Raw genomic sequence first — 24,637 nt, 5'->3', positions numbered from 1 at the left:
TCCGGGTGGGCTCCTCTCTCGAGGCCGGCCGACGGCTCAACGTCGTCGTCGGCATCACCGGCGGCATCGCCGCGTACAAGGCCGTCGGAGTCGTCCGCGCGCTGGTCCTCGCGGAGCACGACGTGCACGTCGTCGCGACCGAGGCCGCGCTGCGCTTCGTCGGCAAGCCCACCCTCGAGGCCATCTCGCGGAACCCGGTGCACACCGAGCTCTACGAGGGCGTCGCCGAGGTCCGGCACGTGGCCATCGGCCAGGCCGCCGACCTCATCGTGATCGCGCCCGCGACGGCGCACACGCTCGCCAAGCTCGCCGCCGGCCTCGCCGACGACCTGCTCGGCAACACGGTGCTCGCGAGCACCGCCCCGCTCGTGGTCGCCCCCGCGATGCACACCGAGATGTGGGCGAACGCCGCCACCGTCGCGAACACGGCGGTGCTCCGCTCCCGCGGCGTGCACGTCGTCGGCCCCGCGGTCGGCCGCCTCACCGGCGCCGACTCGGGCCCCGGCCGCATGGAGGAGCCCGAGACGATCGTGGCGGAGGCCCTCGCCGTCCACGCCCGCTCCGCCTCCGCCCGCCGCGACCTCGCGGGCGTGCGCGTCCTCGTGACCGCCGGCGGCACCCGCGAGCCCCTCGACCCGGTGCGCTTCGTCGGCAACCGCTCCAGCGGCAGGCAGGGCGTCGCGCTCGCGCTGGCCGCTGCGGCCCGGGGCGCGGAGGTCACCCTCCTCGCCGCGAACCTCGACGTGCCGGCGCCGGAGGGCGTCACGGTCCTCCCGGTGGGCACCGCGCTCGAGCTGCGCGAGGCCGCCCTCGCCGCGGCCCCCGGCGCGGACGTCGTGATCATGGCCGCGGCCGTCGCCGACTACCGGCCCGCCGCGGTCGCCGACGCGAAGATCAAGAAGGAGCAGCAGGGCGACCGTCTCGTCCTCGAGCTCGTCAAGAACCCGGACGTCCTCGCCGAGATCTCCGCCTCCCGGCGGGAGGGGCAGATCGTCGTCGGCTTCGCCGCGGAGACCGAGCCGGACCGGGACGCGATGCTCGCCCTCGGCCGCGCCAAGATCGCCCGCAAGGGCTGCGACCTGCTCGTCCTCAACAGGGTGGGCTGGGCCGAGGGTTTCCAGAGCGACAGCAACGCCGTCGTGGTCCTCGATCGGGCCGGCGATATAGTTGGCGAGGCCTCGGGCAGCAAGGCGGAGGTGGCCGATCGCGTCCTCGACGCGGTCGTGCGCTAGCCCCGCCGGTCCGCCCGCCCAGGCGCCGATCGCCTGCCGCCCGGCATCGCGCCCGCCAGGCCACTCCCGGTACGAACGACCCCGGTCCGCACGAGCCGGGACGAGAAGAGAAGCATGACCTCCGGTCCCCTCCGCCTGTTCACCTCCGAGTCCGTCACCGAGGGCCACCCGGACAAGATCTGCGACCAGATCTCGGACCGCATCCTCGACGCCCTGCTCCGCGAGGACCCGCACAGCCGGGTCGCCGTCGAGACGCTGGTCACGACGGGGCTCGTGCACGTCGCGGGCGAGGTCTCCACGAGCGGCTACGTCGAGATCCCCAAGATCGTGCGCGACACGATCGTCGAGATCGGCTACGACTCCTCGGAGAAGGGCTTCGACGGCCGCTCCTGCGGCGTCTCGGTCTCGATCGGCCAGCAGTCGCCCGAGATCGCAGCGGGCGTCGACACGGCGCTCGAGGTCCGCTCCTCCGAGGCGGGCGAGGACGCCTTCGACCGCCAGGGCGCGGGCGACCAGGGCCTGATGTTCGGCTTCGCGACCGACGAGACCCCCGAGTACATGCCGCTGCCGAGCTGGCTCTCGCACCGCCTCGCCGAGCGCCTGGCCGCCGTCCGCAAGTCGGGCGAGCTCGACTACCTCCGGCCCGACGGCAAGACCCAGGTCACCATCGGCTACGACGGCACGACGCCGTCCACCATCGACACCGTCGTCCTGTCCACCCAGCACGCCGAGCACGTCAGCACCGAGACGATCCACGCGGACATCGCGGCGCACGTCATCCGCCCCGTCCTCGAGACGGTCGACCTCGACTCCTCCGCCGTGCGCCTGCTGATCAACCCGACGGGCCGCTTCGAGATCGGCGGCCCTCAGGGCGACGCCGGGCTCACCGGCCGCAAGATCATCGTCGACACCTACGGCGGAGCGTCCCGCCACGGCGGCGGCGCGTTCTCGGGCAAGGACCCGTCGAAGGTGGACCGCTCGGCCGCCTACGCCATGCGGTGGGTCGCCAAGAACGCGGTCGCCGCGGGGCTCGCCTCGCGGCTGGAGGTGCAGGTCGCCTACGCCATCGGCAAGGCGGCCCCGGTCGGCCTCTACGTCGAGACCTTCGGCACCGGCACCGTCTCCGACGAGACGATCACCGAGGCGATCCGCTCGGTCTTCGACCTGCGCCCGGCCGCGATCATCCACGCACTCGACCTGCTCCGCCCGATCTACGCGCAGACCGCGGCCTACGGCCACTTCGGCCGGGAGCTGCCCGACTTCACCTGGGAGCGCCTCGACCGGGTCGACGACCTGCGCTCCGCCGCGGGCCTCTCGTAGCGGGCGCGGCGGCGATGGCGACGAGCGGAGCCGTCGCGCGCGTGCTCCTGGACTCGCCCCTCCCGCAGCTCGACCGGCTCCTGGACTACGCGGTGCCGGAGGCGCTGCGCGGCGAGGTGGTCCCCGGCGTGCGCGTGCGGGTGCCGTTGCGGACCGGAGGCCGGATCGCCGACGCGTTCGTCGTCGAGACGGGGGAGGGGACCGAGCACGCCGGAGCGCTCAGCGGCATCGAGGAGCTGGTCTCGCCGCTCGTCGTGCTGACCCCGGAGGTCTGGGCCCTCGCCCGCCGGGTGGCCGACCGCGCCTCCGGGGGCGCGAGCGACGTGCTGCGCCTGGCCGTGCCGCGCCGCCACGTCCGCGTCGAGAAGGCGCGACTCGCCGCGGGTCCCGCTCCTGCGGCGCCCGCGGTCGAGGCGGGCGGCGTGACGGGCTACCCCGACGCCTCCTTCGTTGGACTCGCCGAGGGGGCCCGGCTGGCGGTCGGCGCCGTGCCGGCTCCGGTGAGGCTCGACTCGGGCGCGTGGGTCGGCGGCTGGGCCGTCACGCTCGCCGAGCTCGCCCGGGACACGCTCGCCGCGGGCCGCGACGCGATCCTGGCCGTCCCCGACTACCGCGACCAGGAGCAGCTGGAGCTCGCTCTCGCCGCCCTCGTCCCCGCGGAGGCGGTGGTGCGCCTCGATGCGCGGCAGAAGGGCGCCGAGCGCTACTCCGCCTTCGTCCGCTGCCTCGATCCCGGGCCGCGGGTCGTCGTCGGCAACCGCTCCGTCCTCTATGCGCCCTCCTCCGCCCTCGGCCTGATCGCGCTCTGGGACGACGGCGATCCGCTCTTCGCCGAGCCGCTCGCGCCCTACGCGCACGCGCGCGACGTCGCCCTGGTGCGGCAGGAGCAGAGCGGCGCCGGCCTCGTCCTGCTCGGCAACACGCGCACGGTCGAGGTCGAGCGGCTCGTCGAGATCGGCTTCGCGACCGAGGTGGAGCCGCGGCCGAGCCGCCGCCCGCACGTCGTGCCGACCGCCCAGCAGTGGGCGGCCGACGAGCACGACGCGGCAGCGCGCATCCCCTCCTCCGCCTGGCGGGAGGCGCGGAAGGCCCTCGACTCCGGTCCCGTGCTGGTCCAGGTCGCGCGCCCCGGCTACGCGCCGGTGGTCGCCTGCGCCCGCTGCCGGACCGTCGCACGCTGCAACCGCTGCCAGGGTCCGCTCGGCGTGCACTCCGAGGGCGGGCGGCCGAGCTGCGGCTGGTGCGGCCTGATCGCGGCCGACTGGACCTGCTCCGTCTGCGAGGCGACGGCTCTGCGCCTCGTCTCCCTCGGCGCGGGCCGCACCGCGGAGGAGCTCGGACGCGCCTTCCCGGGTGCCAAGGTGATCGTCGCCGACGGGCAGCGCCCCGTGCTCACCCTCCCCGACGAGCCCGCGCTCGTCGTGGCCACGCGCGGGGCGGAGCCGCGGGCCGACGGCGGCTACCACGCCGTCCTGCTGCTGGACGGCGAGCGGATGCTGGCCCGCGAGAGCCTGCGGGTCGCCGACGACGCGCTCCGCACCTGGTCGAACGCCGCGGCGCTGGCCCGCCCGGGCGCGCCGGTCCTCCTGGTCGGGGTCGGCGGTCGGCTCGCGACCGCCCTGGCGACCTGGCGGCAGGCCGAGTACCTCCGGGCCGAGCTCCAGGAGCGGCGCGCTCTGCGCTTCCCGCCCGCGGTGCGCCTGGCCACGGTGAGCGGCGACGCGCACGCGGTGGAGGAGGCGCTCGACGCGCTCGACGAGGACGACCGGCACGAGGTCCTCGGTCCTGTCGGGCTCGAGGACGGCTCCGTCCGGGCGATCGTCCGGTTCGACTACGCTCGCGGTGCGGATGTGGCCGCGCGCCTCCGCTCCGCCGTGATCCGCAACGCCACGCGCCGTCGTCGCCCGCCGACCACGCCCGGCCGCTTCCGGCCGGCCCCCCGGCTCCGGGTCCGTCTCGACGACCCCGACATCCTCTGACTCCCCAGGAGACCCCCGTGCGCCTCGTCTTCGCCGGCACGCCCGCCGCCGCCGTTCCGACCCTCCGCGACCTCGCCGCCTCCGCGCACGAGGTCGTGGCCGTGGTCACCCGGGAGGACGCCCCGGTTGGCCGCAAGCGCGTGCTCACCCCCTCGCCGGTCGCCGTCGCGGCCGAGGAGCTGGGGATCCCGGTGATCAGGGCGAACCGCCTCGACGAGGACGTGACCGACCGGATCGCGGAGCTCGCCCCCGACCTCGGCGTGATCGTGGCCTACGGCGGCCTCGTCCGGCAGCGCCTGCTGGCGGTGCCGCGCCTGGGCTGGATCAACCTGCACTTCTCCCTGCTGCCGCGCTGGCGCGGGGCGGCTCCCGTCCAGCGGGCGCTGATGGCGGGCGACACGCGGATCGGCGCGAGCGTCTTCCAGCTGGTCGCCGAGCTCGACGCCGGTGACGTGTACGCCGAGCTCGCCGTCGACGCGGGGGAGCGCACCGCGGGCGAGCTGCTGACGGAGCTGGCCGGGAGCGGCGCCGGCCTCACCCTCGGCGTGGTCGACGCGCTGGAGGAGGGCACGGCCGTCGCGACTCCGCAGACCGGAGAGGCGACCCCCGCTCCCAAGCTCGACGCCGCCGACGGCCGGATCGACTGGAGCCTCCCGACCGCGCGGGTCCTCGCGCTCGTGCGCGGAACGACTCCCGAGCCCGGAGCCTCGACCGCGGTGGGGGACGCGCGCCTCAAGGTGCTCGCGGTCCGCGCGGCCGAGGGGGACCTCGCTCCCGGCGTCGTCCGCCTCGACTCGGGGCGCGCCCTCGTCGGCACCGCGGACGGAGCGGTGGAGCTGGTCACCGTCCAGCCCGCCGGCAGGACCCCGATGGCCGGCGCCGCCTGGGCCCGCGGCCTGCGCGAGAGCACGGTGCTCGCGTGAGCGCCCGGCGCGAGGCCGCTCCCGCCCGCCGGGTCGCCTACGACGTCCTGCTCGCGGTGAGCGGGTCGGACGCCTACGCCAACCTGGTCCTGCCCGCGCGGATCAGCGCCGCCGGCCTCTCGCCCGCCGACGCGGGACTGGCCACCGAGCTCTGCTACGGCACTCTGCGGATGTCCGGCTACTACGACCGCGTGATCGCCCTCGCGGCCGGCCGGTCCGTCGAGAGCATCGATGCGCCCGTGCTCGACGCGCTGCGCCTGGGCGTGCACCAGCTGCTCGCGACCCGCGTGGCCCCGCACGCCGCGGTGAACGAGAGCGTCGCGCTCGTCGCGGCCGGCTCCTCGCGGGGAGCGGTGGCCTTCGCCAACGCCGTGCTGCGCGCGGTCTCGCGCTCGAGCGCCGGCGAGTGGCGCGAGCGGGTCTCCGCGGCCGCGGTCTCCGGGGACGACCGGATCGCCGCGCTGAGCTCCCACCCCGTGTGGATCGTGCGCGCCCTGCGACGGGCGCTGGCGGCGGAGGGGGCGGCCGACGAGCTCGACGCGCTGCTCGCCGCCGACAATGCGGCTCCGCGGGTGAACCTGGTGGCTCTGCCGGGCCTGGCGTCTCCCGGCGAGATCGCCGACGCCGAATCCGACCGGTTCTCGCCGGTCGGCATGACCAGCACCGGCGGCGACCCGGAGGCGTTCCCCGCGGTGCACGAGGGCCGCGTGCGCGTGCAGGACGAGGGCTCCCAGCTCGCCGCTCTGGCGCTCTCCCGGGCACGGCCGGTCCGCCCGGGCGAGCGCTGGCTCGACCTGTGCGCGGGACCCGGCGGCAAGGCGGCGCTGCTCGCGGCGGAGGCGCGCGCAGGAGGGGCGGCGCTGCTCGCCAACGAGGTGGTCCCGGGCCGCGCGGGCCTGGTGCGGCAGGCGCTGGCCGCCGTCGATCCGTCGGTCGAGGTGCGCACCGGCGACGGGCGCGACCTGGGCGACGAGCAGCCGGGATCGTTCGACCGCATCCTCCTCGACGCGCCGTGCACCGGTCTCGGTGCGCTGCGGCGTCGGCCCGAGGCGCGCTGGCGCAAGTCCGCGGCCGACGTGGAGCCGCTGGCCGCCCTCCAGGGCGAGCTGCTCGACTCCGCGGTGAGGGCTCTCGCTCCCGACGGGCTGCTGGCCTACGTGACCTGCTCGCCGCACCTCGGCGAGACCCGGCGCGTGCTCGCCCTCGCGCAGGAGCGGCACGAGCTCGAGCTCGTCGACACGCCGGCCGTGCTGCGCGCGGTGACGGCGGACCCGCTCCCGCTGCCGGACGGCCCCCTCCACGTGCAGCTCTGGCCGCACCGGCACGGCACCGACGCCATGTTCGTGCAGCTCCTCCGCCGCCGGCCCCTCGAGGCGGCGTCCGGGAACGCCTGACCCCTCCGGAGCGGGAGCGTGCTCGGCCGGGCGGACGCGGAGGACGCTCCGATCTAGGCTGGACGCATGCCCGCACGGATCAACCCCAGCATCCTCTCCGCCGACTTCGTGAACTTCGAGGCCGAGCTGCAGCGCATCGCCGGAGCCGACCTGGTGCACGTCGACGTGATGGACAACCACTTCGTGCCGAACCTCACGTTCGGGCTGACCATGGTCCAGCGCCTCCAGGACGTCTCGCCCCGGCCGCTCGACCTGCACCTGATGATCGACGACCCCGACCGGTGGGCCCCCGACTACGCCGAGACCGGCGCCTACTCCGTGACCTTCCACGCCGAGGCCGCGCGCGACGCCGTGGCACTCGCGCGGCGCCTGCGCGAGATCGGCTCGCGGGCGGGGATCGCGCTCAAGCCGGGCACGATGGTGGACGACTACCTCGACCTCCTGCCCGAGTTCGACCAGGTCCTCGTGATGACGGTCGAGCCCGGCTTCGGGGGCCAGTCCTTCATGGAGGAGACGATGCCCAAGCTGCGCACCCTCCGGAACGTGGTGGACCGCACCGGGCTCGACGTCTGGCTCCAGGTCGACGGCGGGATCGCTCCCGGCACGATCGAGATCGCAGCGGAGGCGGGAGCCGACACCTTCGTCGCGGGCTCCGCGGTCTTCGGCGCGGACGACCCGGAGGCCGCGATCGCGTCGCTGCGCGAGACGGCGACCGCGCACCTGCACCGGCACTGAGGCGGCCCGCGCCCGGCCGCCGTATAGACTTCCCCGGTGAAAACTTTCGACGACCTCTTCGCTGAGCTGGGCGAGAAGGCCGCCGCCCGTCCCGAGGGTTCGGGCACCGTCCGCGAGCTCGACGCCGGCGTGCACTTCATCGGCAAGAAGATCGTCGAGGAGGCCGCCGAGGTGTGGATGGCCGCCGAGTACGAGGGCGACGAGCGCACCGCCGAGGAGATCTCGCAGCTGCTCTACCACCTGCAGGTGCTCATGCTCGCCAAGGGACTGACGACGGCCGACGTCTACCGGCATCTGTGAGCCCCGCCCCGCTCGCCGGGGTGCGCCTCCGCTCCGCGCCGTCGCGCCCGCACGCTCCCCGAGGAGCCGTGCCGCCCCCTGAACAGCCGTCGAGTCATGAAGGACGTCCCGTGACCACCACCCCCGCCCCGGCGCTCCTGCGCGTCGCCGTCCCCAACAAGGGCTCCCTCTCGGAGACCGCCGGTCAGATGCTCGCGGAGGCCGGCTACACCGGCCGCCGCGACCCGAAGGAGCTGCACGTCGTCGACGAGCGCAACGGGGTGGAGTTCTTCTACCTGCGCCCGCGCGACATCGCCACCTACGTCGGCTCCGGCGCTCTCGACGTCGGGGTCACCGGCCGCGACCTCCTGATCGACTCCGGCTCCGAGGCGCGCGAGATCGCGAGCCTCGGCTTCGCCAACTCCACCTTCCGCTTCGCCGGGCCCGCAGGCCGCTACGACGAGCTCGCGCAGATCGACGGCCTCCGCGTGGCGACCAGCTACCCGGGCCTCGTGGGCCGCTTCCTCCGGGAGCACGGCGTCGAGGTGACGCTGATCCGCCTCGACGGCGCGGTCGAGTCCGCGATCCAGCTCGGCGTCGCCGACGTCATCGCCGATGTCGTCGAGACCGGCACCACGCTCCGCAAGGCCGGCCTCGAGATCTTCGGCCCGGTCATCCTGGACTCGACCGCCGTCCTGGTCTCCGCCGCGGGGGAGCCCGAGGGCATCCCGGTGCTGCTGCGCCGCCTGCAGGGCGTGCTGGTCGCCCGCGAGTACGTGCTGCTCGACTACGACTGCCCCGTCGCGCTCCTGGAGAGCGCCACAGCGATCGCCCCGGGCTTCGAGTCGCCGACGGTCTCGCCGCTGCACGACGCCGAGTGGGTGGCCGTCCGCGTGATGGTGCCGCGCTCGGACATGAACCAGGTGATGGACCGCCTGTACGACCTGGGCGCCCGCGCGATCCTGGTCACCTCCATCCACGCCGCGCGCCTGTAGAGGGGGAGCCGATGAGTCTCGCCGTCCGCGTCATCCCCTGCCTCGACGTCGCCGCCGGCCGCGTCGTGAAGGGCGTCAACTTCCAGAACCTGCGCGATGCGGGCGACCCCGTCGAGCTCGCCCGCCTCTACTTCGAGCAGGGCGCCGACGAGCTGACCTTCCTCGACGTCACCGCCACGGTCGACGACCGCTCGACCACCTACGACGTGGTGCGGGCGACCGCCGAGCAGGTCTTCATCCCGCTCACGGTCGGCGGAGGCGTGCGCAGCGCCGAGGACGTCTCGCGACTGCTCGCGCACGGCGCCGACAAGGTGGGCGTCAACTCCGCCGCGATCGCCCGGCCCGAGCTCCTCGGCGAGATCGCCGACGTCTTCGGCGCGCAGGTGCTCGTGCTCTCGCTCGACGTCAAGCGGAGCGACGCCACGGCGTCCGGCTTCGTCGTCACCACTCACGGCGGACGCCGCGAGACCGAGCTCGACGCCCTGGCCTGGGCGGCCGAGGCCGTCGAGCGCGGCGCCGGGGAGCTGCTGGTCAACTCCATCGACGCCGACGGCACCAAGCAGGGCTTCGACCTCGAGCTGATCGCCGCGATGCGCGAGCTGAGCTCCGTGCCGGTCATCGCCTCCGGAGGCGCCGGCGCCGTCGAGCACTTCGCTCCGGCCGTCGACGCGGGAGCCGACGCCGTGCTCGCCGCCTCCGTCTTCCACAACCGCGAGCTGACGATCGGCGACGTCAAGCGCGCGCTCGCCGCCTCCGGGATCGAGATCCGATGACCCCCGCCGAGCTCGACGCCGTCCTGGACCGCGCCGCCTTCGATCCGACCGGGCTCCTGCCCGCGATCATCCAGCAGCACGACACCCGCGAGGTGCTCATGATGGGCTGGATGGACCGCGAGGCGCTCCGGCGGACCCTCACCGAGGGCCGCGTCACCTTCTGGTCGCGCTCGCGCCAGGAGTACTGGCGCAAGGGCGACACGTCCGGGCACGCGCAGTACGTGCGGGGTGCCGCCCTCGACTGCGACGCCGACACCCTGCTGGTCCAGGTCGAGCAGATCGGCGCAGCCTGCCACACGGGCGAGCACGCCTGCTTCGACGTCGACCCCCTCGTGCCGTTCACCGGCCTCGGTCGGGCGGAGTGAGCATGAGCGGACGGCGGCTGAAGTACACGGCGATCCTCGGGGTCGTGCTGCTCGCCGCGCTCGAGCTGACCTCCTCCACCCAGACCTGGTCCACGCTGACCCTGGCCGCGATCGAGGGGGAGGGCCAGCGGATCGACGTGGCCGGGACCGTCGCCGCGCCCGCGCTCTCCGCCCTGGCGCTCGCGGGCCTCGCCCTCGCCGCGGCCCTCGCCATCGCCGGCCCCGTCTTCCGGATCGTGCTCGGTGTGCTCCAGGCCGTCCTCGGCGCCTCGGTGGTGCTCGCGGCCGCGACGGCACTGGGCGACCCCGTGCGCGCCGGCGCTTCGCTCGTCACCGAGGCGACCGCCATCGCGGGGGAGCAGTCCGTCGCGGCGCTCGTGGCCTCGTCCTCCGCGACGGCCTGGCCCGTCGTCGCCCTGGTCTGCGGCGTGCTCACCGCGCTGCTCGGGATCGGCGTCCTCGCGACCTCGCGCCGCTGGCCGGGAGCGGCGCGGAAGCGCGCGTCCCGCTTCGAGCCCGCCGACGGCTACGGCCACGGCGCGTCGACCGTGCAGACGGACGACGGCGACATCGACCCGGTCGTCTCGTGGGACGAGCTCTCGCGCGGCGACGACCCCACCTCGGGCCGCTGACACCGGCTGGGGTCGTGTCCGGCGGTCCGGCATCCCCGCCTCCTGCAGGCGGCTGCGCAGGCGAGTCCGGGGCCGGGCGCTCAGGCGCCTCACGCTAGACTGCTCTGGTCCCGATGCACCCCCAGGAGGAGACCCATGAGCACCGAGCACGACGACGACAACCACGGCCACTCGCCCGCAGCGTGGACGGCCGTCGTCATCATGCTGGTCGGATTCACGATCGGCACGATCGCGTTCTGGTTCGACGTGCCCCTGGTGGTCTGGCTCTCGGCCGGCCTGGTGGTGGTGGGTCTGCTCGTGGGCATGGGCATGGCCAAGGCGGGCTACGGCGTCAACGGCGCGAAGGCGAACCCGAAGGCGCGCGCCTAGGTGCTCGCCGACCTCACCGCCGGCGCCCTGGCCGACGCGGCCCGGCGCCGCGAGAGCGCCCCGCTCGAAGCCGTCGAGCGCCGCGCGCTCGCCCAGGCGCCCGCCCTCGACGCCCTGGCCGCTCTGGCCCCCGCCGAGCGCGTCAGGATCATCGCCGAGGTGAAGCGCGCCAGCCCCTCGCGCGGAGCCCTCGCCGACATCCCCGTCCCCGCCGAGCTGGCCGGACAGTACGAGCTCGGGGGAGCGAGCGCGATCAGCGTCCTCACCGAGGAGCGCCGCTTCAAGGGGTCCCTCGCGGACCTCGAGGCGGTCCGCGAGCGCGTGTCGATTCCCGTCCTGCGCAAGGACTTCGTCGCCGAGCCGTACCAGGTCCTCGAGGCCCGCGCGGCCGGAGCCGACCTGGTCCTCCTCATCGTCGCCGCGCTCGAGCAGCCCCTGCTCGCCGAGCTGCACGCCCTCGTCCTCGAGCTGGGGATGACCCCGCTCGTCGAGACGCACTCGGCCGACGAGCTCGAGCGGGCCGCCGACCTCGGCGCGCGGCTCATCGGCGTGAACGCCCGCGACCTCTCCACCTTCCAGCTCGACCGCGACCTCTTCGGCCGCCTCTCCGAGCGCTTCCCCGACGACGCGGTGAAGGTGGCCGAATCGGCCGTCCTCACCGCCGACGACGTCGCGCACTACCGCGGCTCCGGAGCCGACGTCGTCCTCGTGGGCGAGGCTCTCGTCACCGGCGGCGACCCCGTCTCCACCCTCGCCGGCTTCCTGGCGCACTGACCACACCGATAGGCGGTACCCCCATGGCACTCCGGGATGAACTCGGCCCCTACTTCGGCGAGTTCGGCGGACGCTACGTCCCCGAGTCCCTCGTCGAGGCCCTCGACGAGCTGAGCGCCGAGTACGAGCGCACGAAGGTCGACCCCGCGTTCGCGGCCGAGCTGATGGAGCTGCACCGCAGCTACACCGGCCGTCCGTCGATCATCACCGAGGTGCCGCGGTTCGCCGAGCACGCCGGCGGTGCGCGGATCATCCTCAAGCGCGAGGACCTCAACCACACCGGCTCGCACAAGATCAACAACGTGCTGGGCCAGGCGCTGCTCACCAAGCGGATCGGCAAGACCCGCGTCATCGCCGAGACGGGAGCGGGCCAGCACGGCGTCGCGACCGCCACGGCCGCCGCCCTGTTCGGCCTCGACTGCGTGGTCTACATGGGCGAGGTCGACACCGAGCGCCAGGCCCTCAACGTCGCCCGCATGCGCCTGCTCGGCGCCGAGGTGATCCCCGTGACGACCGGCTCGCGCACCCTCAAGGACGCGATCAACGACGCGATGCGCGACTGGGTGACGAACGTGGGCACCACGAACTACATCTTCGGCACCGTCGCGGGCCCGCACCCGTTCCCGGCCCTCGTCCGCGATTTCCAGAAGATCATCGGCGAGGAGGCGCGCGAGCAGGTCCTCGAGCTGACCGGCTCGCTGCCCACCGCGGTCACCGCCTGCGTCGGCGGCGGCTCCAACGCGATGGGGATCTTCCACGCCTTCCTCGACGACCCCGAGGTCCGCCTCGTCGGCTTCGAGGCCGGCGGCGACGGGATCGAGACCCCCCGCCACGCGGCGACCATCAGCAAGGGCCGCCCCGGCGTCCTGCACGGCGCCCGCAGCTTCCTCCTCCAGGACGAGGACGGCCAGACCGTCGAGTCGCACTCGATCTCGGCCGGCCTCGACTACCCGGGCATCGGCCCGGAGCACGCGTGGCTCTCGAGCATCGGCCGCGCCGACTACCGCGCGGTCACCGACTCGGCCGCGATGGACGCGCTCATGCTGCTCAGCCGCACCGAGGGGATCATCCCGGCGATCGAGTCCGCGCACGCGCTGGCCGGCACGCTGGAGCTCGGGCGCGAGCTCGGCCCCGAGGCCACCATCCTGGTCAACCTCTCGGGCCGCGGCGACAAGGACATGACGACCGCTGCGCACTACTTCGGCCTCATGGACCAGGGCGCGGTGCAGTCGTGAGCGGCCGCGGACCGAGCGTCGCCGAGACCGTCCGGCGCCGGAACGAGGAGGCGGCGGGCGCCCTGATCGGCTACCTCCCCGTCGGCTTCCCCGACCTGCCGACCAGCATCGACGCCGCCGTGGCCATGGCGGAGAACGGCGTCGACGCGATCGAGCTCGGTCTGCCCTACTCCGATCCGGTGATGGACGGACCCGTCATCCAGGAGGCGACCCAGGCCGCCATCGCGGGCGGCTTCCGCCTCCGCCACAGCTTCGAGGCCGTCCGCGAGATCCGGGCGCGCGTCGACGTGCCGGTCCTGGTGATGACCTACTACAACCCCGTCCTGCAGTACGGGGTCGAGCGCTTCGCCACCGATCTGGCCGAGGCCGGCGGGTCCGGCCTCATCACGCCCGACCTGATCCCGGACGAGGGCGCCGAGTGGCTCGCCGTCTCCGAGCGGCTCGGACTCGACCGCGTGTTCCTCGCGGCACCGTCCTCGACGGACACGCGCCTGCGCCAGGCCGTCGACTCGAGCCGTGGATTCGTCTACGCGGTCTCGACGATGGGCATCACCGGCGCGCGCACCGATGTCGACTCCGCGGCCCGCACCCTGGTCGACCGCCTCCGCGCCGCCGGCTCCGAGAGCGCGTGCGTCGGCCTGGGCATCTCGACCGGCGAGCAGGTCGCCGAGATCCTCGCCTACGCGGACGGCGCCATCGTCGGATCCGCCCTGGTGCGGGCGCTGGCGTCCGGCGGGGTCGACGCGGTCGCCGAGACCTCCCGCGGCCTCGCCGAGGGCACCCGCCTGCGCTCCGCGCGCTGACACCCTCCCGCTACAATCGGGATGCCCACCGGGGCGCGGCCGAGCCGCGCCCGGGGGACCCCCTCCTTCGAAAGGTCGAGTACCGGTGTCCGTACCGCTGAGCATTCCGAGCCCCCCCGACGCGTGGAGTCAGTACGACCTCACGATCGGCACCTTCACGCTCGCGATCCACACCTACGCGCTCTGCATCCTCGCGGGGATCATCGTGGCGACGATCATGACGAACCAGCGCCTCAAGCGCCGCGGCGCGGAGCCGTGGGTCGTGCTCGACATCATCATCTGGGCGGTGCCGCTCGGCATCGTCGGCGCCCGCGCCTACCACGTGCTCACCCACCCCGGCGACTACTTCTACGACGGCGCCGACCCGTGGGAGGTCGTCCGCATCTGGAACGGCGGCAACGCCATCTTCGGCGGGCTGATCGGAGGCGCGGTCGGCGCGTTCATCGGCTGCCGCTGGACAGGAGTGCGCTTCTGGACCTTCGCCGACGCCCTCGCCCCCGGCATGCTCGCCGCTCAGGCGCTCGGGCGCCTGGGCAACTGGTTCAACCACGAGCTCTTCGGCCTGCCCACGACCCTGCCCTGGGGCCTCGAGATCGAGACCACCAACCCGGCCTTCCCCGTCGGCCTCCCGGCGGGCACGCTCTTCCACCCGACCTTCCTCTACGAGATCCTCTGGAACGTCGTCGGCATCGCGGTCATCCTCCTGCTCGAGCGCCGTCTCAAGCTGCAGTGGGGCACCGTCTTCGCCGCCTACCTGATCTGGTACGGGATCGGCCGCGTCTGGTTCGAGTCCATCCGGATCGACCCGAGCGAGTTCTTCTGGGGCATCCGCACCAACGTCTGGGCCGCGCTCATCGCCGTGGTCATCGGCCTGGTCCTCGTGGTGATCCAGAAGCGCGAGCACCCGGGCGCCGAGCCCTCGGCCTACCGGCCGAGTCGCGAGTGGACGCCCGCCCCGGCTGCGGTAGAATTCGAGGACGTCGAGTCCGACTCCGACGACACCACCACCCCTGCTTCCGGCACCGACGCCGAGAAGCCGACGGTCTCCCGCACCTGACGGAGGTCGCGGAGCCTCCGCGACCGCCTCCCGGGTGCCCGACACCTCCACGACCGCCCCATCGCGGCGCAGCCACGAGCGCTGCCGCGGGCGGGTCGTCGTGCAGGCACCGCCGGCGGCGCGCGACGCTCGCGCCACGGCAGAACCCTGCGGCCCTCCCGATCGGGGAGCCGCTCCTCCTCCACCACCGCGGGCCAGCGACGTCCCGATCAGCCATCACCCCCGTGAGGACGGTTCCCATGGCCTCCGCCCAGCCCTCGACCCCGGCCCGCGCCGTGCCCTTCCTGGGCATGCCGCCGGCGCAGGGGATGTACGACCCGGCCGCCGAGAAGGACGCGTGCGGTCTCGCGATGGTCGCCACCATGCGCGGCACCGCCGGCCACGACATCATCGACGCCGCGCTGAACGCGCTGCGCAACCTCGAGCACCGCGGCGCCGTCGGCTCCGACGCGGGAACGGGCGACGGCGCGGGGATCATCACGCAGATCCCGGACGAGTTCCTTCGCGCGGTCGCTCCCTTCGAGCTCCCGCCGCTGGGCCAGTACGCGGTGGGCAACGCCTTCCTCCCGGTGGACGTTTTCGAGCGCGAGCGGGTCAAGTCGACGATCGCCGACATCGCCCGCGAGGAGAACCTCGCCGTGGTCGGCTGGCGGTCCGTGCCCGTGCAGCCCGACGAGATCGGCACGCTCGCCCGGGCCGCCATGCCGGCGATCGAGCAGCTGTTCATCCGGAGCGAGCTGACCGACGAGAGCGGCACGCCCCTCTCCTCCGTGCGCCTCGACCGCCTGACCTTCCGCCTGCGCAAGCGCGTCGAGCGCGAGCTCGAGGTCTACTTCATGTCGCTCTCGAGCCGCACGCTCGTCTACAAGGGGATGGTGACGACGCTCCAGCTGGAGCCGTTCTACCCGGACCTGTCCGACGAGCGCTTCGCGTCGAAGCTCGCGCTGGTGCACTCCCGGTACTCCACCAACACCTTCCCCTCGTGGCCGCTCGCTCAGCCGTTCCGGATGATCGCGCACAACGGCGAGATCAACACGGTGCAGGGCAACCGCAACTGGATGCGCGCGCGCCAGTCGCAGCTGAAGAGCCGCGAGCTGGGCGACCTGGCCCCGCTGTTCCCGATCGTCTCGCCCGGCCGCAGCGACTCCGCCTCGTTCGACGAGACCGTCGAGCTGCTCAATCTGGCCGGCCGGTCGCTCCCGCACGCGATCATGATGATGGTGCCGGAGGCCTGGGAGAACCAGGACGGCGCGCTCGACCCGAAGCGCCGCGCGTTCTACGAGTACCACTCGATGCTCATGGAGCCGTGGGACGGCCCGGCCGCGATCGTCTTCACCGACGGCGAGCTCGTCGGCGCCACCCTCGACCGCAACGGGCTCCGACCCGGCCGCTACGTCGTCACCGACGACGGGCTCGTGGTGCTCGCCAGCGAGATCGGCGTGCTCGACATCGACCCCGCGAAGGTGGTCCGCAAGGGACGCCTGCAGCCCGGCCGCATGTTCCTGGTCGACACCGAGCAGGGCCGCATCGTCGAGGACGAGGAGATCAAGGGGCAGCTCGCCGCCTCCGGTCCGTTCGAGGAGTGGCTCGAGAAGGGCCGCATCAACCTCAAGGACCTCCCCGAGCGCGAGCACATCGTGCACACGCCCGCCTCGGTCAACCGCCGCCAGCGCACCTTCGGCTACACCGAGGAGGAGGTCCGCCTCCTCCTGCTGCCGATGGCGCGCGCCGGTGCGGAGCCGCTCGGAGCGATGGGCTCGGACACCCCCGTGGCCGTCCTGTCCAAGCGCCCCCGCCTGCTCTTCGACTACTTCACGCAGGCCTTCGCGCAGGTGACGAACCCGCCGCTGGACTCGATCCGCGAGGAGGTCGTGACCTCGCTCCGTCTGGGCCTCGGCCCCGAGCGCAACCTGCTGACCGCCGGTGCCGAGCACGCGCGCCAGGTCGTCCTCGACTTCCCGGTCATCGACAACGACGAGCTCGCGAAGATCCAGCACATCGCGCCGCGCCCGCTGAGCCACATCACCACGACGATCCGCGGCCTCTACCGCGTCGACGCGGGACCCCGCGCGATGCAGGACCGCATCGACGAGATGTGCGATGAGGCCGACGAGGCCATCGCCGCGGGAGCGCAGTTCCTGGTGCTCTCGGACCGCGACTCCACCAAGGACCTCGCGCCGATCCCCTCGCTGCTGATGCTCGCCGCCGTGCACCACCACCTCATCCGCACCGAGAACCGGATGCGAGTGGGGCTCGTGGTCGAGGCGGGCGACGTCCGCGAGGTGCACCATGTGGCGACGCTCATCGGCTACGGCGCCTCCGCGGTCAACCCGTACCTGGCGATGGAGACCTGCGAGGACCTCGTCCGCAGCGGCATGCTGTCGGACGTCTCGCCGGAGAAGGCCGTGAAGAACGTGATCAAGGCGCTCGGCAAGGGCGTGCTGAAGATCATGTCCAAGATGGGCATCTCCACCGTGTCGAGCTACGCCGGGGCGCAGACCTTCGAGGCCGTCGGCCTCAGCCAGGCGTTCGTCGACCAGTACTTCACCGGCACCGTCTCGAAGCTCGGCGGCATCGGCATCGACGTCGTCGCCGAGGAGAACGCCGCGCGTCACCGCGCCGCGTACCCCGAGGACGGCGCGATCGTCGCGCATGAGCGCCTGGCGGTCGGCGGCGAGTACCAGTGGCGCCGCGACGGCGCCCCGCACCTGTTCAACCCGGACACGGTGTTCCGCCTGCAGCACTCGACGCGCAACCGCCGCTACGACGTCTTCCGCGAGTACACGAAGATGGTCGACGACCAGGCGAGCTCGCTGATGACCCTCCGCGGCATGTTCAAGCTCGACACCGCGGGGCGCACGCCGATCCCGATCGACGAGGTCGAGCCGGTCGAGGCGATCGTGAAGCGCTTCTCGACGGGCGCGATGAGCTACGGCTCCATCTCGCCGGAGGCGCACGAGACGCTCGCCATCGCGATGAACCGCCTCGGCGCCAAGTCGAACACGGGCGAGGGCGGCGAGGACACCGAGCGGCTGCTCGACCCGGAGCGCCGCTCCGCGATCAAGCAGGTCGCCTCGGGCCGCTTCGGCGTCACGAGCATGTACCTCACCCACGCCGACGACATCCAGATCAAGCTCGCCCAGGGCGCCAAGCCCGGCGAGGGCGGTCAGCTGCCGCCGACGAAGGTGTACCCGTGGATCGCGCGCACCCGGCACGCGACCGCCGGTGTCGGCCTGATCTCGCCGCCGCCGCACCACGACATCTACTCGATCGAGGACCTCAAGCAGCTGATCTTCGACCTCAAGCGGGCGAACCCGTCGGCGCGCATCCACGCGAAGCTGGTCAGCCAGTCGGGCATCGGAGCGGTCGCCGCCGGCACCGCGAAGGCCCTCGCCGACGTGATCCTCGTCTCGGGTCACGACGGCGGCACCGGCGCGAGCCCGGTGAACTCGCTCAAGCACGCGGGCACGCCCTGGGAGCTCGGCCTGGCCGAGACCCAGCAGACGCTGATGCTCAACGGCATGCGCGACCGCGTGGTCGTGCAGGTCGACGGCCAGATGAAGACCGGTCGCGACGTCGTCATCGGCGCGCTGCTCGGAGCCGAGGAGTTCGGCTTCGCGACGGCTCCGCTGATCGTCGAGGGCTGCATCATGATGCGCGTCTGCCACCTCGACACCTGCCCGGTGGGCGTCGCGACGCAGAACCCGGAGCTGCGCCAGCGGTTCTCCGGCAAGCCCGAGTTCGTCGTCAACTTCTTCGAGTTCATCGCCCAGGAGGTGCGCGAATACCTCGCGCAGCTCGGCTTCCGGAGCGTCGACGAGATCGTCGGCCACCGCGAGCTGCTCGACGTCGACCAGGCGATCGAGCACTGGAAGGCGAGCGGGCTCGACCTGACGCCGATCCTCGTCGGACCGGTCTTCACGGCGGAGGAGCCGCGCCGCCACGGCCGCGCGCAGGAGCACGAGCTCGAGCACCACTTCGACAACGAGCTGATCCGCCTCGCGGCGAACGTGCTCGACCACCGCGGCACCGTGCGGATCGAGCGCGAGATCAAGAACACCGAGCGCGCCGTCGGCACCATGCTGGGCCACGAGGTCACCGTCCGATTCGGCGAGAACGGCCTGCCGGCCGACTCCATCGTCGTGTCGCTCCGCGGCTCGGCCGGGCAGTCGCTCGGAGCGTTCCTCCCCGCCGGCATCACTCTGCGGCTCGAGGGCGACTCCAACGACTACGTCGGCAAGGGCCTCTCGGGCGGCCAGATCGTGGTGCGGCCGGACCGCCGCAGCACCTTCGACGCCTCGACGAACGTGATCGCGGGCAATGTGATCGGCTACGGGGCGACCCAGGGCACGATGTTCATCCGCGGGATGGTCGGCGAGCGCTTCCTGGTCCGCAACTCCGGCGCCACCGCGGTGGTCGAGGGAGTGGGCGACCACGCGCTCGAGTACATGACCGGCGGCCTGGCGGTGATCCTCGGCGAGACCGGGCGGAACCTCGGCGCCGGCATGTCGGGCGGCACGGCCTACATCCACGGCCTGCGCCGCGAGCTCGTGAACCGCGACGCGATCGCCTCCGGCGAGCTGACCCTCTCCGAGCTCGGCAGCGCCGACGTGGAGATCCTGCGCGATCTGCTCGAGCGGCACGTCGCGGAGACCGAGTCGACCCTGGCCCAGGGGATGCTCGACGATTTCGACGGAACGGTCTCGCGTTTCGTCAAGGTACTGCCCCGCGACTTCGCCGCGGTGCTCGCGACGCGCGCATCCGCTGTGGAGGAGGGGCTCGACCCCGACGGCGACGTCGTCTGGGGACGGATTCTGGAGGTGACCGGTGGCTGATCCCAAGGGGTTCCTGAAGGTGCAGGACCGGGAGCTGCCCAAGCGGCGTCCCGTGTCCGTCCGCCTGATGGACTGGAAAGAGGTCTACGAGCAGGGCGACTCCGCCGTGCTGCGCCGGCAGGCGGGCCGCTGCATGGACTGCGGCATCCCGTTCTGCCACAAGGGCTGCCCGCTGGGGAACCTGATCCCCGAGTGGAACGACCTGATGTGGCGCGGCGAGGGCCGCCAGGCGATCGAGCGCCTGCACGCGACGAACAACTTCCCGGAGTTCACGGGCCGGCTCTGCCCGGCGCCGTGCGAGTCGTCCTGCGTGCTCGGCATCAATCAGCCCGCCGTCACGATCAAGCAGATCGAGGTCTCGATCATCGATCAGGCCTTCGGCAACGACTGGGTGCAGCCGCACCCGCCGGAGCGCCTGACCGGCAAGACCGTCGCGGTCGTCGGCTCCGGCCCGGCGGGGCTCGCCGCCGCTCAGCAGCTCACCCGCGCCGGGCACACCGTCGCGGTCTACGAGCGCGACGACCGCATCGGCGGCCTCCTGCGCTACGGGATCCCGGACTTCAAGATGGAGAAGAAGCACCTCGAGCTCCGCCTGAACCAGATGAAGGCCGAGGGCACCCGGTTCCGCGCGGGCGTCGACATCGGCTCCGACATCACCTGGGACGACCTGCGGGCGCGCTACGACGCGGTCGTGGTCGCCACCGGTGCTCTCGTGCCGCGCGACCTGCCGATCCCGGGTCGCGACCTCGACGGCGTGCACTTCGCCATGGAGTACCTCGTGCAGTCGAACCGCGCGATCGCGGGCGACCGCGTCTTCGAGCAGATCTCGGCCGAGGGCAAGCACGTCGTCGTCCTGGGCGGAGGCGACACCGGAGCGGACTGCATCGGCACCGCCCACCGCCAGAAGGCCGCGTCGGTCACGAACCTGGCGATCGGGCAGCAGCCGCCGTCGCAGCGCCCGGACAGCCAGCCCTGGCCGATGGACCCGACCGTGTTCGAGGTCTCGAGCGCCCACGAGGAGGGCGGGGAGCGGATGTTCCTCGCGTCGACCGTGGAGTTCCTCGCGAACGAGGGCGGCGAGGTCCGCGCGGTGCGCGTGGCCGAGACCGAGTACCTCGACGGGCGCCGCGTCCCCAAGGCGGGCACCGAGCGCGAGATCCCGGCCGACCTGGTCCTGCTCGCCCTCGGCTTCACCGGCCCGGAGGCGGACCATCTCGGCCGTCAGCTCGACGTCCCCTTCACCGAGCGCGGCAACGTCGCGCGCGGCGACGCCTTCGAGACCTCCGTCCCCGGCGTCTTCGTGGCCGGCGACGCCGGGCGCGGCCAGTCCCTGATCGTCTGGGCGATCGCGGAGGGCCGCTCCGTCGCGGCCGAGGTCGACCGCTACCTCGAGGGCACGACCCAGCTGCCGGCGCCGGTCGGCCCCAACGACCGGGGCTTCACGCTCTAGTCCCCGGGACGCGATAGTCTCGGCCCGCCAGCAATCAGCTCACCCTCCCCGCTAACGACGCGCCTCCGGGCGCAGAACAACGGAGCACCCCCTCAATGAGACGAGCGAAAATCGTCGCCACCCTCGGCCCGGCAACGTCGTCGTACGAGACCATTCGTGCGATCATCGACGCCGGCGTGGACGTGGCCCGCATGAACCTCAGTCACGGAAGCTACGACGTCCACGAAGGCATCTACCGCATCGTGCGGAAGGCCGCGGACGACGCCGGGCGCGCGGTCGCGATCCTCGTCGACCTGCAGGGTCCGAAGATCCGCCTCGGCAAGTTCGAGGGCGGCCCGTACGCCCTCGCCGAGGGCGACGTCTTCACCATCACCACCGAGGACGTCCTCGGCACGCGCGAGCTCTCGGGCACCACGTTCAAGGGCCTCCCGGACGACGTGAACCCGGGCGACATGCTCCTCATCGACGACGGCAAGGTCGCTGTCCGCGTCACCGCCGTCGAGGGCCCCCGGGTCGTCACCGAGGTCGTCGTCCCCGGCAACGTCTCGAACAACAAGGGCATCAACCTGCCCGGTGTCGCGGTCAACGTCCCCGCCCTCTCCCAGAAGGACGAGGACGACCTCCGCTGGGCGATCCGCCTCGGCGCCGACATCATCGCCCTCTCCTTCGTGCGCAACGCCAGCGACATCGAGCGCGTGCACGAGATCATGGCGGAGGAGGGCCGCAAGGCTCCCGTCATCGCCAAGATCGAGAAGCCGCAGGCGGTCGACAACCTGCAGGAGATCATCGACGTCTTCGACGGCATCATGGTCGCCCGCGGCGACCTCGGCGTCGAGCTGCCCCTCGAGGCGGTGCCGATCGTGCAGAAGCACGCCGTCGAGCTCGCCCGCCGCTGGGCGAAGCCGGTCATCGTCGCGACCCAGATGCTCGAGTCGATGATCGAGAGCCCCCGCCCCACGCGGGCCGAGGCCTCGGACGTCGCGAACGCCATCCTCGACGGCGCGGACGCGGTCATGCTCTCGGGCGAGACCAGCGTCGGAGCCTGGCCCGTCGTCACCGTGCAGACCATGGCCCGCATCGTCGAGTCCACCGAGGAGCACGGCCTGGAGCGCATCCCCCCGCTGGGCAGCAAGCCCCGCACCCAGGGCGGATCGGTCACGCTGGCCGCCGCCGAGGTCGCGGAGTTCGTCGAGGCGAAGTTCCTCTGCGTGTTCACGGAGTCGGGCGACTCGGTCCGCCGCATGACGCGCCTGCGCCACGGCATCCCGATCATCGGCTTCACCCCCGAGCCGGCCGTCCGCCGCCGCATGGCGCTGAACTGGGGCGTCCAGTCCTTCGTCACGCCGCGCGTCAACCACACCGACGCGATGTTCGCGCAGGTGGACGCGGTGCTGCTCCGCGAGGGCCTCGCCCAGGCGGGCGAGACCGTGGTCGTCGTCTCCGGATCGCCCCCCGGGCGCGCCGGCACGACGAACGACATGCGGGTGCACATCGTCGGCTCGTCCAGCTCGGCCGACAGGGCCGAGAACTGGGACCACTGAGTCCAGCACCCCCGGAGGGCCCGGTCGCGAGAGCGGCCGGGCCCTCCGGCGTTCCCCGGCGGTCCGCGTGGCGGGACGCGCCTCCGCGGGCGGATACCGTGGACCCATGCGACTCGGCGTGCTCGACATCGGCTCCAACACGGTCCACCTGCTCCTCGTCGACGCGCACCCCGGCGCCCGCCCGGTGCCCTACCGCTCGCACAAGCGGAGCCTCGCTCTCGTGGCGCACCTCGACGAGGCGGGGGAGATCACCGAGCGGGGCCAGCGCGAGCTGATCGCGTTCGTGACCGAGGCCGCCGAGGTCGCCCGCGAGCACCGCGCGGAGGACCTGCTGGCGTTCGCGACCTCGGCGATCCGCGAGGCCGGCAACGGCGCGGCGGTCCTCGACCGGGTCCGCGCCGAGACGGGAGTGCACCTCCAGGAGCTCGGCGGCGAGGCGGAGGCGTCGGCCACCTTCCTCGCCGTGCGCCGCTGGTTCGGCTGGGGCGCGGGCTCGATCCTGGACCTCGACATCGGCGGCGGCTCGTTCGAGCTCTCGATGGGCGTGGACGAGGTGCCCGAGCTCGCCGTGTCGGTCCCGCTCGGAGCGGGGCGGGTGACGCGGGACCTGCTGGTCGGCGATCCCGCCTCGGCCACGAGCGTGAAGGCCGCCCGGCGTCACGCCCGCGAGGTGCTCGCGGAGCCCGTCCGCGGCTTCCTCGCCCTGGCGCGCCCCGACCTGGTCGCAGGCACGTCGAAGACCTTCCGCTCGCTGGCGCGGATCACCGGCGCCGCTCCGAGCGCCGCCGGTCCGCTGGTGCGCCGCGAGCTGCACCTGGTCGATCTCCGGCTGTGGTCCGCCCGCCTCGCCGCGATCAGCGCGGCCGACCGCTCAGCGCTGCCCGGCGTCTCCGCTCTGCGGGCTCCGCAGCTGCTCGCGGGCGCTCTCGTCGCGGAGGCGGCCATGGACGCCCTCGGCATCGAGACCCTGGTGATCTGCCCCTGGGCCACCCGCGAGGGGCTGATCATCCGCCGCTTCGAGCTGCTCGACGCGCAGATCCAGCGCGAGGACGTTCAGCTCAGCGCGATGCTGTAGGACAGCGACCGCCGGCCGCCCGGCTCGAGGACGATCTGGCGCGGCTTGTCGACGATGTCGCCGTCCCAGCCCTCGGGGGTCGGGACGCTCCGCCACGGCTCGAGGCAGACGAACGGGGCCCCGACGGGCTTCCACACGCCGACCACGTCGAAGTCCCCGGTGTCGACGACGATCGCGCGGGCGGCGCCGTCGGCCTCGAGCCGGAGGGTCCGCCGGCGCGGCTCGTCGAAGATCATCACGCCCTCCTCGAAGTGCGCGTCGTCCACTGTCAGGACCCCGTCCTCGAGCGGCGCCGGGTGGCGCGCCTCGAGCAGCAGGTTCTCCGGAGCGCGGCGGTACCCTTCCGGCTCGGGCTGCGCGAAGCGGATGCGGTGCTCGCCGCGGCCCTCGGGCAGCGGCAGCGCGAAGGCCGGGTGGTTCCCGAGCGAGAAGCCCAGCGGAGAGGGACCCCTGTTCTCGACGGTCTGGGTGATCCGGAGCGAGGCGCCGGTCACGGCGTAGGCGATGAGGAGCGTCCAGTCGAAGGGGAACACCGCGCGCGTGGCGTCGTCGCTCCGGAGCCGGAACACCGCCTCGTCCGCCGAGACGCCCGCGAGCTCGAAGACCCGGTCCCGCGCGAAGCCGTGCTGCCCCATCCGGTGGTCCGCGCCGTCGTGGTGCAGCGTGTCGCCGGGGAGGCGCCCGATGATCGGGAACAGGACGGGAGCGTGCCGGCGCCACTCCGGGCCTGCCTGCCACAGGTACTCGCGGCCCTCGTCGTCGCGGAGGGACGTCATCTCGGCCCCGGCGGTCGTCAGGGCGAGGCGCAGGCTCTCGCTGCCGAGGGTGAGGACGGTGGGCGCGGGGGAGTCGCTGCTGGTCATCCTCCGAT

21 protein-coding genes are annotated in these 24,637 nt (G+C 73.2%); 20 read left to right on the top strand and 1 reads right to left on the bottom strand.

Going from position 1 to position 24,637, the window contains the following annotated elements; genetic code table 11:
- Positions 1 to 5 precede the first annotated feature (5 nt).
- The 20 genes from coaBC (at position 6) to C5B98_RS05185 (ending at position 23,766) form a co-directional block, all read left to right on the top strand.
- Positions 6 to 1,232 (top strand): bifunctional phosphopantothenoylcysteine decarboxylase/phosphopantothenate--cysteine ligase CoaBC, encoded by a 1,227-nt coding sequence (gene coaBC / locus C5B98_RS05280; protein ID WP_104237507.1) that lies wholly within the window; start codon positions 6 to 8, stop codon positions 1,230 to 1,232.
- Positions 1,233 to 1,346: 114 nt separating this feature from the next.
- Positions 1,347 to 2,552 (top strand): methionine adenosyltransferase, encoded by a 1,206-nt coding sequence (gene metK, locus C5B98_RS05275; protein ID WP_104221839.1) that lies wholly within the window; start codon positions 1,347 to 1,349, stop codon positions 2,550 to 2,552.
- Between the two features lie 14 nt (positions 2,553 to 2,566).
- Positions 2,567 to 4,531 (top strand): hypothetical protein, encoded by a 1,965-nt coding sequence (locus C5B98_RS05270; RefSeq protein WP_104225316.1) that lies wholly within the window; start codon positions 2,567 to 2,569, stop codon positions 4,529 to 4,531.
- A gap of 17 nt (positions 4,532 to 4,548) precedes the next feature.
- Complete coding sequence (locus tag C5B98_RS16845; protein ID WP_104250384.1) at positions 4,549 to 5,454, top strand: methionyl-tRNA formyltransferase; 906 nt, start codon at positions 4,549 to 4,551, stop codon at positions 5,452 to 5,454.
- The gene (locus C5B98_RS05260) at positions 5,451 to 6,848 is read left to right on the top strand and encodes an RsmB/NOP family class I SAM-dependent RNA methyltransferase (RefSeq protein ID WP_258060510.1); all 1,398 of its coding nucleotides are present in this window, start codon (positions 5,451 to 5,453) and stop codon (positions 6,846 to 6,848) included. Before C5B98_RS16845 ends, C5B98_RS05260 begins: the two co-directional genes overlap by 4 nt.
- A gap of 66 nt (positions 6,849 to 6,914) precedes the next feature.
- Entirely contained in the window at positions 6,915 to 7,583 is a 669-nt protein-coding gene (rpe, locus tag C5B98_RS05255) for a ribulose-phosphate 3-epimerase (RefSeq protein ID WP_104232661.1), read from the top strand.
- A 36-nt stretch (positions 7,584 to 7,619) separates the two neighbouring features.
- Entirely contained in the window at positions 7,620 to 7,883 is a 264-nt protein-coding gene (locus tag C5B98_RS05250; RefSeq protein ID WP_055791842.1) for a phosphoribosyl-ATP diphosphatase, read from the top strand.
- Positions 7,884 to 7,993: 110 nt separating this feature from the next.
- Entirely contained in the window at positions 7,994 to 8,857 is an 864-nt protein-coding gene (gene hisG / locus C5B98_RS05245; protein WP_104221851.1) for an ATP phosphoribosyltransferase, read from the top strand.
- An 11-nt stretch (positions 8,858 to 8,868) separates the two neighbouring features.
- Entirely contained in the window at positions 8,869 to 9,630 is a 762-nt protein-coding gene (hisF, locus tag C5B98_RS05240) for an imidazole glycerol phosphate synthase subunit HisF (RefSeq protein WP_104221853.1), read from the top strand.
- The gene (gene hisI, locus C5B98_RS05235; RefSeq protein WP_104327399.1) at positions 9,627 to 9,995 is read left to right on the top strand and encodes a phosphoribosyl-AMP cyclohydrolase; all 369 of its coding nucleotides are present in this window, start codon (positions 9,627 to 9,629) and stop codon (positions 9,993 to 9,995) included. Before hisF ends, hisI begins: the two co-directional genes overlap by 4 nt.
- A 2-nt stretch (positions 9,996 to 9,997) precedes the next feature.
- A complete protein-coding gene (locus tag C5B98_RS05230) occupies positions 9,998 to 10,627 on the top strand; it encodes a Trp biosynthesis-associated membrane protein (RefSeq protein ID WP_104221858.1) in 630 nt (209 codons plus the stop codon).
- 135 nt (positions 10,628 to 10,762) lie between these two features.
- Positions 10,763 to 10,996, top strand: a complete 234-nt coding sequence (locus C5B98_RS05225; RefSeq protein ID WP_104221860.1) for a DUF6704 family protein — start codon at positions 10,763 to 10,765, stop codon at positions 10,994 to 10,996.
- Positions 10,997 to 11,770 carry an indole-3-glycerol phosphate synthase TrpC gene (gene trpC / locus C5B98_RS05220; protein WP_104221862.1) on the top strand — a complete coding sequence of 258 codons (774 nt, stop codon included), beginning with the start codon at positions 10,997 to 10,999 and terminating at the stop codon, positions 11,768 to 11,770.
- A gap of 23 nt (positions 11,771 to 11,793) precedes the next feature.
- A complete protein-coding gene (gene trpB / locus C5B98_RS05215; RefSeq protein WP_104225310.1) occupies positions 11,794 to 13,005 on the top strand; it encodes a tryptophan synthase subunit beta in 1,212 nt (403 codons plus the stop codon).
- Positions 13,002 to 13,808, top strand: coding sequence for a tryptophan synthase subunit alpha (gene trpA / locus C5B98_RS05210; RefSeq protein WP_104327398.1), 807 nt, complete (start codon positions 13,002 to 13,004; stop codon positions 13,806 to 13,808). The genes trpB and trpA overlap by 4 nt, the downstream gene beginning before the upstream one ends.
- An 85-nt stretch (positions 13,809 to 13,893) precedes the next feature.
- The gene (lgt, locus tag C5B98_RS05205) at positions 13,894 to 14,865 is read left to right on the top strand and encodes a prolipoprotein diacylglyceryl transferase (RefSeq protein WP_258063440.1); all 972 of its coding nucleotides are present in this window, start codon (positions 13,894 to 13,896) and stop codon (positions 14,863 to 14,865) included.
- 239 nt (positions 14,866 to 15,104) lie between these two features.
- The gene (gene gltB, locus C5B98_RS05200) at positions 15,105 to 19,700 is read left to right on the top strand and encodes a glutamate synthase large subunit (RefSeq protein ID WP_104221865.1); all 4,596 of its coding nucleotides are present in this window, start codon (positions 15,105 to 15,107) and stop codon (positions 19,698 to 19,700) included.
- Entirely contained in the window at positions 19,693 to 21,150 is a 1,458-nt protein-coding gene (locus tag C5B98_RS05195; RefSeq protein WP_104221867.1) for a glutamate synthase subunit beta, read from the top strand. The genes gltB and C5B98_RS05195 overlap by 8 nt, the downstream gene beginning before the upstream one ends.
- A gap of 95 nt (positions 21,151 to 21,245) precedes the next feature.
- On the top strand, positions 21,246 to 22,691 hold the full coding sequence (gene pyk / locus C5B98_RS05190; RefSeq protein ID WP_104221869.1) for a pyruvate kinase: 1,446 nt from the start codon (positions 21,246 to 21,248) through the stop codon (positions 22,689 to 22,691).
- A 106-nt stretch (positions 22,692 to 22,797) separates the two neighbouring features.
- Entirely contained in the window at positions 22,798 to 23,766 is a 969-nt protein-coding gene (locus C5B98_RS05185; RefSeq protein WP_104221871.1) for an exopolyphosphatase, read from the top strand.
- Here C5B98_RS05185 and C5B98_RS05180 read toward each other — a convergent pair.
- Complete coding sequence (locus C5B98_RS05180; RefSeq protein WP_104221873.1) at positions 23,745 to 24,629, bottom strand: aldose 1-epimerase family protein; 885 nt, start codon at positions 24,627 to 24,629, stop codon at positions 23,745 to 23,747. The genes C5B98_RS05185 and C5B98_RS05180 overlap by 22 nt on opposite strands.
- Positions 24,630 to 24,637: the final 8 nt, after the last annotated feature.

Origin of the sequence: Rathayibacter sp. AY1A5 (genome assembly GCF_002930875.1) — a bacterium.
Taxonomy (GTDB): domain Bacteria; phylum Actinomycetota; class Actinomycetes; order Actinomycetales; family Microbacteriaceae; genus Rathayibacter.
This window is presented reverse-complemented; position numbering and strand designations above follow the sequence as displayed.

Excerpts from the sequence above, each read along its gene's own strand:
- metK (WP_104221839.1), top strand. The coding sequence starts at position 1,347 with ATGACCTCCGGTCCCCTCCGCCTGTTCACCTCCGAGTCCGTCACCGAG.
- C5B98_RS05270 (WP_104225316.1), top strand. The coding sequence starts at position 2,567 with ATGGCGACGAGCGGAGCCGTCGCGCGCGTGCTCCTGGACTCGCCCCTC.
- rpe (WP_104232661.1), top strand. The coding sequence starts at position 6,915 with ATGCCCGCACGGATCAACCCCAGCATCCTCTCCGCCGACTTCGTGAAC.
- hisF (WP_104221853.1), top strand. The coding sequence starts at position 8,869 with ATGAGTCTCGCCGTCCGCGTCATCCCCTGCCTCGACGTCGCCGCCGGC.
- hisI (WP_104327399.1), top strand. The coding sequence starts at position 9,627 with ATGACCCCCGCCGAGCTCGACGCCGTCCTGGACCGCGCCGCCTTCGAT.
- C5B98_RS05230 (WP_104221858.1), top strand. The coding sequence starts at position 9,998 with ATGAGCGGACGGCGGCTGAAGTACACGGCGATCCTCGGGGTCGTGCTG.
- C5B98_RS05225 (WP_104221860.1), top strand. The coding sequence starts at position 10,763 with ATGAGCACCGAGCACGACGACGACAACCACGGCCACTCGCCCGCAGCG.
- trpB (WP_104225310.1), top strand. The coding sequence starts at position 11,794 with ATGGCACTCCGGGATGAACTCGGCCCCTACTTCGGCGAGTTCGGCGGA.
- gltB (WP_104221865.1), top strand. The coding sequence starts at position 15,105 with ATGGCCTCCGCCCAGCCCTCGACCCCGGCCCGCGCCGTGCCCTTCCTG.
- pyk (WP_104221869.1), top strand. The coding sequence starts at position 21,246 with ATGAGACGAGCGAAAATCGTCGCCACCCTCGGCCCGGCAACGTCGTCG.
- C5B98_RS05185 (WP_104221871.1), top strand. The coding sequence starts at position 22,798 with ATGCGACTCGGCGTGCTCGACATCGGCTCCAACACGGTCCACCTGCTC.
- C5B98_RS05180 (WP_104221873.1), bottom strand. The coding sequence starts at position 24,629 with ATGACCAGCAGCGACTCCCCCGCGCCCACCGTCCTCACCCTCGGCAGC.